The organism is Apibacter adventoris (assembly GCF_002964965.1).
Lineage (GTDB): Bacteria > Bacteroidota > Bacteroidia > Flavobacteriales > Weeksellaceae > Apibacter > Apibacter adventoris.
The window spans coordinates 1-11,521 of record NZ_PSZN01000012.1 but is presented as its reverse complement, the minus strand read 5'-3'; the positions used below and the strand labels follow the sequence as shown (position 1 = coordinate 11,521).

9 protein-coding genes and 2 rRNA genes are annotated in these 11,521 nt (G+C 28.6%); 2 read left to right on the top strand and 9 right to left on the bottom strand.

The features are described from left to right. Positions 1-48: 48 nt before the first annotated feature. Positions 49-822, bottom strand: a complete 774-nt coding sequence (locus C4S76_RS06040) for an MBL fold metallo-hydrolase (RefSeq protein ID WP_105193586.1) — start codon at positions 820-822, stop codon at positions 49-51. 35 nt (positions 823-857) lie between these two features. Between C4S76_RS06040 and C4S76_RS06035 the strand changes: the two genes are divergently transcribed. Both C4S76_RS06035 and C4S76_RS06030 read left to right on the top strand, forming a co-directional pair. Beyond that, positions 858-2,294: a nicotinate-nucleotide adenylyltransferase gene (locus C4S76_RS06035; protein ID WP_105193585.1), complete on the top strand. Its 1,437-nt coding sequence runs from the start codon at positions 858-860 to the stop codon at positions 2,292-2,294. Between the two features lie 10 nt (positions 2,295-2,304). Then, positions 2,305-2,622, top strand: coding sequence for a DUF4286 family protein (locus tag C4S76_RS06030; RefSeq protein ID WP_105193584.1), 318 nt, complete (start codon positions 2,305-2,307; stop codon positions 2,620-2,622). 374 nt (positions 2,623-2,996) lie between these two features. Here C4S76_RS06030 and hemL read toward each other — a convergent pair whose 3' ends face one another. From hemL to C4S76_RS05990, 8 genes are all read right to left on the bottom strand, one after another. Then, entirely contained in the window at positions 2,997-4,283 is a 1,287-nt protein-coding gene (hemL, locus tag C4S76_RS06025) for a glutamate-1-semialdehyde 2,1-aminomutase (protein WP_105193583.1), read from the bottom strand. A gap of 1 nt (position 4,284) precedes the next feature. Further along, on the bottom strand, positions 4,285-5,373 hold the full coding sequence (locus C4S76_RS06020; RefSeq protein ID WP_105193582.1) for a glucosaminidase domain-containing protein: 1,089 nt from the start codon (positions 5,371-5,373) through the stop codon (positions 4,285-4,287). Then, positions 5,370-6,278, bottom strand: a complete 909-nt coding sequence (locus C4S76_RS06015; protein ID WP_105193581.1) for a 1-aminocyclopropane-1-carboxylate deaminase/D-cysteine desulfhydrase — start codon at positions 6,276-6,278, stop codon at positions 5,370-5,372. Before C4S76_RS06015 ends, C4S76_RS06020 begins: the two co-directional genes overlap by 4 nt. Positions 6,279-6,291: 13 nt before the next feature. Continuing rightward, positions 6,292-6,723: a hypothetical protein gene (locus C4S76_RS11650; RefSeq protein ID WP_146105703.1), complete on the bottom strand. Its 432-nt coding sequence runs from the start codon at positions 6,721-6,723 to the stop codon at positions 6,292-6,294. Between the two features lie 333 nt (positions 6,724-7,056). Beyond that, positions 7,057-9,186, bottom strand: a complete 2,130-nt coding sequence (locus C4S76_RS06005; protein ID WP_105193579.1) for a peptide MFS transporter — start codon at positions 9,184-9,186, stop codon at positions 7,057-7,059. 18 nt (positions 9,187-9,204) lie between these two features. After that, on the bottom strand, positions 9,205-10,713 hold the full coding sequence (locus tag C4S76_RS06000) for a peptide MFS transporter (RefSeq protein WP_105193578.1): 1,509 nt from the start codon (positions 10,711-10,713) through the stop codon (positions 9,205-9,207). A 364-nt stretch (positions 10,714-11,077) separates the two neighbouring features. Continuing rightward, positions 11,078-11,187: ribosomal RNA gene (rrf, locus tag C4S76_RS05995) — 5S ribosomal RNA — on the bottom strand. 99 nt (positions 11,188-11,286) lie between these two features. Beyond that, positions 11,287-11,521 (bottom strand): 23S ribosomal RNA (locus tag C4S76_RS05990); the annotation flags it as partial.

The following is an 11,521-nucleotide window of genomic DNA, read 5'->3' as shown; positions in this document are numbered from 1 at the left end:
ATTAATTTTATAATTTGTTTAATATTTTTTAACTTATATTCAACACAATCAAAAATCTAATTGTAATCCATCATAAGCAAGAAAAACATTTTCCGGCAATATTTTCTGTACTTCATCATGAAATCCTAAATGAAAACTTATATGTGTTAAATAAGCTTTTTTAGGACTAGATCTTTCAATTATATTCAGTGCCTGAGCTAGATTGAAATGTGAATGATGTGGATTTAAACGAAGAGCATTAATCACTAAAATATCAGAATTTTTTATTTTTTCTATTTCTTTTTCTCTAATAAAAGAAGCATCCGTTATATATGTTAATTCTCCTATACGATAGCCTAAGATAGGTAATTTTCCATGTATAATATGAATAGGTTTTATAGATATATGATTAATTTCAAAATTATTTTCTACCGGATATAGTTGAAAGGAAGGAACACCGGGATATTTATTTTCTGCAAAAGCATAAGAATAACGTCTCTTAACATCTTCTAACACTCTTGATAATCCGTATATAGGAATATCTTCTCCTTTTATAAAATTTATAGGTCTTAAATCATCTAATCCCCCTACATGATCTGTATGTTCATGAGTTAATAATACAGCATCAACATTGGACCTATTTTCTCGTAACATTTGTTGTCTAAAATCAGGTCCACAATCAATTAATAAATCTAATCCCCCGTATTTAACTATTGCAGAAGTTCGCAATCTTTTATCTTTAGGATTTGTGGATTTACAAACGGGATGATTAGAACCAATAACCGGAATTCCTTGAGATGTTCCTGTTCCTAAGAATGTTATATTACTTTTTTGTAGTACCATAATTTTTGTAAATTTACGAACAAAAGTTTAAAAATATGCTTTCGCCTAACCAAGTATTAACTCCCAGACAAAAAGCACTTCAAATCAATTTAAATAAGAATATTTATGGAACTTTTTCTGAGATTGGTGCAGGTCAGGAAACTGTACGATACTTTTTTAGGGCCGGAGCAGCTTCCAAAACTATAGCTAAAGCAATATCTGCTTATGATAAGGAGTTTAGCGATTCTATTTACGGAAAAGAACCTGATAACAGATATGTTTCTCAGACAAGATTGATTAAAATGCTTGATCATGAAATTAATTTAATTGAGGATCGTATTGACAGAACAAATTGCCCGGGTAGAAAATTTTTTTCTTATGCCAACACCGTAACTACCATTAATTTCAATAAAACTTTTAAAGGGCATGGATGGGTTGGCATCCGTTTTCAACTACACGAATCAGAAAGTTATAATGAAATAATTCTACATATACGTTTTCATGAAAATGACGCTAAATTACAGCAGGAAACTTTAGGCATATTAGGTGTAAATTTAATCTATGGAGCTTTTTTTTATAGCGATGACCCAAAAAAAATTATTAATTCCCTTTATGATGAACTAAGTACTGATCAGTTAGAAATTGATATGATTAACTTTAGCGGTCCGGGGTATACTCATGTAGATAATCGTTTGATGAGTTTGCAATTAGTGAAAAACGGTATGTCAGATGCTGTTGTTTTTGAACCTAATGGGAAAAATGTTCTTCCTGCTGATGAGTTGTATAAAAAAAATATTTTTGCCTTAAGAGGAAGTTTTCGTCCGGTAACTAATGTAAATATTGACATGTGTAATCAAGGACTTAAAATGTTTAAGAAAGAAAAAAATGTAAATAATCATAATACAAAGGTTTTATTTGAAATTACCTTATCTAATTTACGTGCTGCTGGAGAAATAAATGAACAAGATTTTTTAGATAGAGCAGACGTTCTAGGAAAATTAGGATATACGGTTTTAATTTCAAATTTTTCAGAATATTTTCGATTAGTAGATTATTTTAGTAGATTTTCTACTGAGAAAATAGGTATTTCTATGGGAGTAAATAATTTATTGGATATTTTTGAAGAAAATTATTATACTAACTTGAGCGGTGGAATTATGGAAGCTTTTGGTAAATTATTTAAACAACAAATGAAAATTTATCTTTATCCATATATTGATCCTGAAACTGAAAAAATTCTCAATTCTGAGAATTTAAAAGTAAATGAAAGCTTAAAAGATTTATATAAATATTTCAAAAAAAATAAGAGAATTGTAGATATTAAAGATTATAATGATTCCTATCTTAAAATTTATGGTAAGAAGATTCTAGCTCAAATTGCTATGGGAAAATCCGGATGGGAGGATCAAATACCAAAAGAAGTTGCTGATATGATTAAAGAAAGAGGTATGTTTGGCTATTCTATGGGTACACTATTAACAACTAATCAATAATTTTTTATATATGATTATATATTCCGAAAGCTTTCATGTAGAATATTCTATAGAAAAAGACTGGCAAGCTTGGGTCAAAGATATTTTAATTCCAGAAGTATACGCATCTAAAAGATTTTCTAAAGTTATCTTTTCTAAAGTTATTTCTCATTCAGATGAGACCGGATATACATATTCTCTTCAATATTTTACTAATAATAAAAAAAATATGGAAGAATATTATAAACTTTATTTTAAAAAACTTGTTCAATTAATTTCCAATAAATTCGGAACTCAGGTTTTATCTTTTAAAACAGAATTAGAAGTTATCGAAACTTTTGATTTCTAACCTATTTTATTAATATTTATTTTTCAAGTCAAACATTTGCCTCTTTCTTTAATAATTACTTTATTTTTTAGTGTAAATTGAATAATTAAATATTCCAAATCAATATTTTCTTCTTTACTAAATTTTACAAATATTTCATCCTAATTTTTTCTACATAAATTATAATTATTTATATGCCACAAAGTTTATGAATAACATTTTTCAGAAACAAGTTGCTTCCTCTCAATCATTCTAAATAATCTCATTAAACACTTATTGTTCATTCATATTTTTAATAAAATACAAAAAGAAAATAAACAATGTGAGGAATCAAAATAAAAAAATTTAAAATATCACAACGATTATTGAATATTTCTTATTTGATGTGTTTATTTTTAGAGATTTGAGATAAATTTCCTACTCATGTCTAGTGTTCTATCAATTTCTACTTGTTCAATACAATCAGAAATAAACCAGGTTTCATAACCTGAAGGAGGTAAATAAATCCCGTTTTTCAATAAGTAATGAAAGTATTTATTAAACATATTATGGTCTGCCATTGAAGCTTCTTCAAAGTTATTAACTTCTAATCTTCCAAAAAACACAGTCATCATAGAAGAACATTGATTAATACAAACCTTAATTCCTGCTTCTTTAAATATATTTTTTAATTCTGTAGCTAATAATTGAGTAGTTGTATTTATTCTATCAAAAATTTGCAAATCATCTTTCAATAAAGATAGTGTAGTAAGACCAGCCCTCATCGCTATAGGATTCCCTGACAATGTACCAGCCTGATATACAGGACCCTCAGGAGATAAAAAACTCATAATTTCTTTTCTTGCAGCAAAGGCTCCTACCGGCATTCCTCCTCCAATAACTTTACCATATGTAATAATATCTGCAGTTATATTAAAAAATTCCTGCGCTCCTCCTAATTTTGCACGGAAGCCTGTCATTACTTCATCAAAAATTAATAATGATTGATTTTCATCACATAATTTTCTTAAATTTTCTAAAAAACCTTTTTTAGGCGGAATACACCCCATATTCCCAGCTATAGGCTCAATAATAACTGCTGCAATTTCTCCTTTATTATTTTCAAAAACTGCTTTTACAGATTCTATATCATTATATATGGCTAATAAGGTATCTTGTGCTGTTCCTTGAGTTACTCCTGGACTATTAGGATTTCCAAAAGTAGCAGCTCCACTCCCTGCTTTTATTAGAAAAGCATCTGAATGTCCATGATAACAACCTTCAAACTTTATAATTTTATTTTTAGCAGTAAACCCTCGTGCTAAACGAATAGCAGACATACAAGCCTCTGTTCCAGAATTTACCATTCGTATTTTGTCGATACCTGAAACAGATTCTATAATTAATTTTGCTATTTCTGTTTCTAATTCTGTAGGGGTTCCAAATGAAAATCCATTTTTTAACTGCTCAGTAACAGCATTTAATACTATAGGATGAGTATGACCTAAAATCATAGGTCCCCATGAATTAATATAATCTATATATTTATTATTGTCTACATCTAGTAGGTAAGCACCTTTTGCTGATTCCATGAAAATAGGAACACCCCCTACAGATTTAAAAGCACGAACGGGAGAATTCACTCCTCCCGGTATATATTTTTGTGCTTCTCTAAATAAAGCACTACTTCTCTGATATAGCATGTTAACTTCTTTTTCCTTTTAATAAGATAATATCTCCTTTTTTAGGCTCCTGTCCAGGATGCATTAAATTTCTTTTATATAACTCTATGAGTGAAACTCCGTTATTTTGGGCAACATCATACATTTTATCTCCTTCTTTAACGGTATATTTTTTGATAGTTCCTGCATTTTTTTTGGGTTCTAAAAATATTTTTTGATTAATTTTCAATTCTTCTTGAAATGCTAAATCGTTATATAATTTAAGATTTTTTAATGAAATATTATACGCTTTTGATATGTCCTCTAAATTGTCTCCTTCTTTTATTACAATAAACTTTAAATTACCATTAGGATGAATTTTAACTCTTGTACTGGGAAATTCAAAATTGTTGGCTTTAACGATTAATGATTTATTACGTTTATATGAACTTTCTTGTTTCGGTTCTCCTTTATATGCAATATAAATTTCAGAGTCTAAATTTGTATTTTCTTTGTTATCTTTAGATAACGAATTGATTGATTGAGGCTCTGATTTAACAAACGTGCTATTTTTAAGGAGATTAGGAAACATTTCTGCTAGTTTAGCATCTACTTCATTCAAAGATATTTGATCAAACTGATCTAAATGATATCTTTCAATTAAATTAATTAATATATAGGCATATTTTGAGTTGGTTGCATACCCTGCCTGTTTTAAACCGAAAGCCCAAGCTTTATAATCCTTTTCATCTAGATAAAATAATTTCTTGTAATATGAACGATTAGCTAAAAATAATGAATGATCTCTATAAGATTCTCTAACTGAAGAATATTTTCTAAAGCATTCTCCTTTTAAATCATCATCATGGTACATCCTTTCTCCTACCCATTCATCTTTACATTTTATTCCGAAATGATTATTTGCAAACTGGGCTAAATCGCTTTGTCCATTACCCGTTTCTAAAATTCCTTGTGCCAATGTTATACTAGCAGGAATTTTATATAATTCCATTTCCTCTACTGCAAATCTGGCATAAGTTTGAATATATAACTCATCTTTTTTTATTGATTCTTGTGCGTATATTATATTTGTAGAAATTATTACTATTAGAAATAATACTATTTTTTTCATATAATAATATTTTTAATATTCTTTTTTGTCAATAGTTTATTCATTTCTTTAATCCCTTGCAGCCCTCCAGTATGTATGGCTAAAACCTTCTTTTGAGATGGTATTTCACCTTTCCTTAACATTTCTCTTAACCCAAACATCATTTTCCCGGTATAAACAGGATCTAAAGGAATGTGATTTAAAAGATAAAAATCATTAATAAACTCAATAAGTTCAAGGGTTATTTTGGCATAACCTCCAAAATGATAAGCCAAATTTAAGTTAAAATTTTCTTTCTCAGTAAGTTTTAATATTTCTTTAACTAAAAATTGTGCATTTTTTAAAGCCGGAAAACCAATAATATGTTGGTGAGGTAATGCACCTACAGATAAACCAGATATTGTACCTCCGGTACCTACAGCGGTAGTAATTATATCAAATTTTTTCGTTTCTTCAGTTAACAATTCCGAAACTCCTTTCACAGCTAATAAATTAGTTCCTCCTTCCGGTACTAAATAATAGTTATGTATGGTATTTAATATCTCTTGTATATATTCCGAACGTTCTTTCAGGCGGTACTCTTTTCTGGGAACAAAATAAAAATTCATCCCTAAACTATAGGCTTCCTGTAAGGATAAATTATCTTTCCATTTATTTTGAATTTCTTCTCCTCTAATAATTCCAATGGTTTTAAAGTTATTTTCTTTTCCTGCAGCTGCTGTTGCAACAATATGATTAGACATTGCTCCTCCAAAAGTTACTAAAGTTGTTTTTTGAAGTTCTTTAGCCTTTTGTAAATTATATTTTAATTTCCAAAATTTATTGCCTGAAATAATTGGATGTACTAAATCTTCTCTTTTTATATAAAGAGGTTGTTCTGTTTTTAAATCAGGAAATTGAAATGGTTGTATAAATACTTGCGACAATTATAAAATAAATTTAAATATTATTCTTTTGTTTTTTTTCATTACATATTTTATTTAATTCCTGTAAAAGAGACTCTTTTTCATTTTCTCCAAATTGATTGGTATAGATAATTCCCTTTTTTTCTTCCCCTGAGTACGAACATTTATAATATATTTCTATTTTCTTTTGATCATAATTGTAATTAATTATTTCATTAAATTGTATGTACAATACTTTTATAAATATAACAATATTAATTTTAATATAATCATTTCCTATAGTTACATAAGCCGTATTATAACGAATAAACATCATTACAATGGCAAATAAAAACATTATTAAAAAGATATCACTCGAAGAATGACGCCGATTTGATAAAAAAGCTGAAGTGATTATTCCGAAAATAACATACAAATATTTTCTTGCGTAGTAATGTTTTTTAAAATCATTTTTTTTATTTTCCATAACTATATCTATTAATGAACTATTTTTTTAGTAATTTTCGAATCTTTTTAAATAGATTCCATCTCTCATCTAAAAATTTATACTTTTATAAACACTATTTTTTGCATAGTTAATAAATAGAACATACTTACATTACTTCACTAGTCTATTTTATTTAAGTATTTATTAACTTATTTATTACCCCTCACCTAAAAATAACCAAAAAATTACAACATTACAAAAAAAGACATAAATATAACTAAAGTCTTTTTTTGTTAAAATGAATAAGGCTTATAGTGAAATTAAATATAATTTATATAGTTGTTATAAAAGATCATACTTCATATAAAAAAATCACTTAACACCATGCATCAATTTCTTTAATAACGGATTTAATAATATGACAATAATCCCTGCAATTATTGGTATAATTGTAAAAATGAGAAAAAAATTGGTCATATTTGACTTTTTTGCTATTTCTTCAATCATTCCCCCCATAGAAGCTGCTAATTTATTACCTATAGCTATGGCTAAATACCACATCCCAAACATAAATGCTATCATTCTACCAGGAACTAGTTTACTTACATATGATAGCCCTACTGGGGATAAACATAATTCTCCTAATGTATGAAATAAATAAGCTAAAATTAACCAAACTATACTTACTCGAACCATGCCTGCTGTAGCTCCTTGGGGTATAGTTTGAGAACCAAAGGCTAACACTCCAAATCCAATAGCCATAATTATAAGACCTAATCCGTATTTTACTGCTGCACTTGGGTTATACTTACTGTCCCACCATTTGGTAAATAATGATGCAAATGCTATTATAAAAAATGAGTTTAAAATACTAAACCACGAAGTAGTTATTTCTATTTTACTATCTCTAAGCTCAGAAACTTTAGCATGTATAATACCCGAATCTTTTTTGGATGAAATATAATCTTCTCTTATTTTTTTTTCTTGTTCATTACTTAGAGGGACCATTACTCCTATTTCTCCATGTATAGCTACTTCATCACCTATTTTTAAATTATTTTTACTAGCAATAGTTGTCTTTAAGGTTTCTATCTTATCTAAAGGTTTATTAACATAAGACTCAGTTATCGGAATGTATTGAAAAAGTAAATTTCCTTCTTTATCTACTTCTTGTTTTTTTGTTTTTTCATCTATCTTTGGTATTTTAAGAACTTTGTATTTTATTTCATAAGCATGAGAACTAATATCATTATTCAACATCCATATTACAATTCCCCAAATAATAAGAAAACTACTGGCCAGCACAATGTTAGAGGATAAAATTTTATGTCTTGTTTGTTTAAATAATAAAATCAAAACCCATGAAACTATTGCTAAGGGTATAATTGTAAGAAGGGTATTTACTATCAAATAAATGTTTGCTGAATTCCCTTCCATAGTTCTATCTGTAAAGTCCCTTGCAAAAAGCACTAAAGAAGTAGCTCCTTGTTCAAAAGAGGCAAAGAAAAATATAGTGAATAAAGCAAATATAATCACTGCTATCATTCTATCCCTAATTATTTTATTATATCTGGATACTCTGGAAATTATTAAAATTATGAATAATACTAATCCGATTATTGCTAGTACTAATGGTCCAGATAAAATATCTTTACTTATAATAAACTCTTCCGGAAATATATGTATATCCCCTATTTTAGATAAAGGATCATTTATTGCATACCCCAAACCTATAAATGATGTAATAATAATAAGAATTTTATCCATTAAAGTAAATGGATTCTTTTTTGTTTCTTCATGATTTTCTACAGTCTTATTATTATCTGATTCAAGAATTTTTTCATTTTTTCTATTTGTTTTCTGTGGAATCTCTCCAATTTTACCAAATAAAGGCTTTGCTAACCAAAACTGTAAAGTACCGAGTAACATAAAAATTCCGGCAAGGCCAAACCCCCAACTCCATCCTACTTTTTCTGCAAGATATCCACAAAGCATCATACCAAAAAAAGCACCAGCATTTACCCCCATATAAAATATTGTATATGCTCCATCTTTTTTTTCTGGTAGATCTTTATACATTTCTGAAATAATAGAGGTCATATTCGGTTTGAAAAAACCAGTACCTATTATAAGCAATACTAAACCTAAATAAAGTGAAAATTCTGTTTCTACAGCCATAGAAATATGCCCTAAAGTCATAATTACTGCTCCTACTACTACTGCCCAACGGTAACCTAAAACTTTATCAGCTATAATTCCTCCGGCAATGGGTGTTAGATACAATAGCATAGCATAGGTTCCAAACAAAGCGCCTGCATGATTAGTAGACCATTCCCACCCAGGATTAGTTCCTATTGCCGCCATAGTTAAAAAATTTATGAGAAGTACCCTCATTCCATAGAATGAAAAACGTTCCCACATTTCAGTAAAAAATAAAACAAACAATCCAGCTGGATGTCCTAATACTTTAGTTTTAAAAAAATTATTTGTTGTTACGCTCATATTTCAATATGTGAATACTTATTTTACCCCTTGCATTAATTTTCTTATCACTGGTGATACAATAATAATTACAACCCCAAATATTAATGAATATATTGCTAAAGTATGATATCCATTTGTATAAGATATTAAGGATTCCAATCGCGTTGCATTATTATCCGGATTTGAAATATCTGCTCCTAGTAAACCTGCTACATACTGGCCATAAGCACTGGCTAAAAACCACATTCCCATCATCATTCCTGATAAATGCTTAGGAGATAAACTTGTAATCATAGATAAACCAATTGGAGAAAGACATAATTCGCCTATAGTCATAAATAAATATGCTAATACAAATATATTGATAGAAGTAATCCCATTTGAATCAACAAAAAATATGGTGCTATAAAATGTATAAAAAGATAAGGCTACAAATAAAAATCCTAAACCAAACTTAACTACTGTATTAGGTTCTTTTTTTCTTTTAGATAACCAATACCATAATAATCCTAATGGTGTGCTAAAGAGTATAACAAATAATGAATTTGCTCCATTATTTACAGCATTGGGATCTATTTTAAATAAATATAAGTTTAACGGTCTCAAATTATCTTTAGCAAAGATAGCTAAAGAACCACCTGCTTGCTCAAATAAAGCAAAAAACAGAATAGAAAACAAGATTAATAATAATGCAGCTATAAGTTTTTTCCTATCTTTTAGCTCTTTTATTTTATAAAATTGAAATAAAAAATATAGTAAAGCTAAAGGCCCTATTGTATACATAAATATATCTGTATATCTGGTATTATTAAGCATAAGAAAAATTAAAGGAATAGTTGCTATAGCTCCTATATAAACTAATATTTCATAAGTATTTCTTTTTGTAACAGATATATTTTTTAATGGGGAAGTTCCTATAGGTCCTAAATATCTTTTAGTACAAATAAAAACTATAAGTCCTATTAGCATAACAAATGCTGCAGATAAAAATGCTAATGCCCATGAATGACTTTTACCCAATACAACACAAATACTTCCTCCAATTAAGGCTCCAACATTAATAGCTGTATAAAATAAACCAAACCCAGCATCTTTTCTATGATCTCCCTCTTTATAGAGATATCCTACCATTGATGATATATTAGGTTTAAAAAAACCCGTACCGATAACTGTTAAAGTTATTCCCAAAAAAAATAAATTATGAGGAGAAGATGCTACTAAAATATTTCCTAATATCATTAATAGAGCACCAAAAACCAATGATTTTCTAAAGCCTAAAATTTTATCTGCAAAAATTCCACCTATAAAAGTGAATGCATATACAAATGCCTGTATAGCACCATATTTTAAATTTGCATTTTGTTTTGTGAAGAATAATTCGTCTATCATAAAAACAGTTAGCATTCCTCTCATTCCATAAAAACAGAATCGTTCCCACATTTCTACTAAGGCTAAATACCATAATTGTTTAGGATACTTTCCATTAAAATTTTGAATTTGCTCTAAGGAAAAATGATTTTTTTCTGTAGTAGTACTATTATCCATAATTTACAATAAAATAAGACAAAAACATGAATATTTAATTCCCAGGTTTAAGGAAAAAATATAACAATTATACTTTAAATCTTTATTACTCGCCAAAAGTAATTATTTTTATTAAATAAAATTATCATTATTCATAAAAAAAACAAATTCTCCCTTCTTCATAAATTAAATAATAAAAATTTAATCCCAATAATAAGCCCGGAATTTCCCTTTTTTATACACTATACACTTTTAATATGGCCATACTTACTGTAAAACTAATTAAACCTATAATCCCTCTTATATTCCTATTTTTTTCTTATTTTTTAACCCTATAAAAACAAAAAAGTCTCACTTATATAATAAGTGAGACTCTGTATTAAAAAACTGGCGGCTACCTACTCTCCCGCAATTAGCAGTACCATCAGCGCTAGGCAGGCTTAACTTCTGTGTTCGGAATGGGAACAGGTGAGCCCTGCAGCTATAACCACCCTAAATATTGTTAATGGAATTTTATATAATATTTTTTAAACTTCTCACCTTTTATACTAGGCTTATTTGATTTGTGTTTTTATTACTTCACCTGTACTTTTTTTGGACGAAATCTACGGGTAATTAGTACTACTCGGCTATGACATCACTGCCTTTACACCTGTAGCCTATCAACGTGGTGATCTCCCACGACCCTTAAAAGAATTCTTATCTTGTGGCGAGTTTCGCACTTATATGCTTTCAGTGCTTATCTCTTCCAAACTTAGCTACTCAGCAGTGCACCTGGCGGCACAACTGATACACCAGAGGTTTGTTCAACTCGGTCCTCTCGTACTAG

Bases quoted from the DNA above. Each gene is read 5' to 3' on its own strand.
- C4S76_RS06040 (WP_105193586.1), bottom strand. From the start codon at position 822: ATGGTACTACAAAAAAGTAATATAACATTCTTAGGAACAGGAACATCT.
- C4S76_RS06035 (WP_105193585.1), top strand. From the start codon at position 858: ATGCTTTCGCCTAACCAAGTATTAACTCCCAGACAAAAAGCACTTCAA.
- C4S76_RS06030 (WP_105193584.1), top strand. From the start codon at position 2,305: ATGATTATATATTCCGAAAGCTTTCATGTAGAATATTCTATAGAAAAA.
- hemL (WP_105193583.1), bottom strand. From the start codon at position 4,283: ATGCTATATCAGAGAAGTAGTGCTTTATTTAGAGAAGCACAAAAATAT.
- C4S76_RS06020 (WP_105193582.1), bottom strand. From the start codon at position 5,373: ATGAAAAAAATAGTATTATTTCTAATAGTAATAATTTCTACAAATATA.
- C4S76_RS11650 (WP_146105703.1), bottom strand. From the start codon at position 6,723: ATGGAAAATAAAAAAAATGATTTTAAAAAACATTACTACGCAAGAAAA.
- C4S76_RS06005 (WP_105193579.1), bottom strand. From the start codon at position 9,186: ATGAGCGTAACAACAAATAATTTTTTTAAAACTAAAGTATTAGGACAT.
- C4S76_RS06000 (WP_105193578.1), bottom strand. From the start codon at position 10,713: ATGGATAATAGTACTACTACAGAAAAAAATCATTTTTCCTTAGAGCAA.